Source organism: Polaromonas sp. P1_G2, from assembly GCF_056405515.1.
Window position 1 is genome coordinate 1 of record NZ_JBFUBY010001229.1, and the last position, 438, is coordinate 438.

Sequence of the window (438 nt, forward strand, 5' to 3'; positions counted from 1 at the left end):
GTGCCGGGTTGCCGTCGAGAATGTAGTCGCCCTTCTCGATGAAGTCGCCTTCCTGCAGATGGAAAGGCTTGCCCTTCGGGATCAGGTATTCGACCGGCTCGACACCGTCTTCCGCCGGCTCGATGATGACGCGACGCTTGTTCTTGTAGTCGCGGCCGAGGCGGATCGTACCATCGATTTCGGCGATGATCGCATGATCCTTCGGACGGCGGGCTTCGAACAGTTCCGCGACGCGCGGCAGACCACCGGTGATGTCCTTGGTCTTGGCGCTTTCCATCGGCGAACGGGCGAGCACGTCACCCTGGCTGACCTTCTGGCCCGGCTCGACCGAAAGAATGGCCTCGACGGACAGGAAGTAGCGGGCGTCGCCACCACGGCTGAGCTTCAGGATATGGCCGTTGTCATCCTTCAGCACGATGGCGGGCTTCAGGTCGGAAC

General features: G+C 62.1%; 1 protein-coding gene. It reads right to left on the bottom strand.

What is annotated here, in order from left to right; all coding sequences use genetic code 11:
• Positions 1-438 (bottom strand): hypothetical protein (locus tag AC1D0P_RS29905; RefSeq protein WP_477680046.1); only part of this gene is annotated, 438 nt, incomplete at both ends.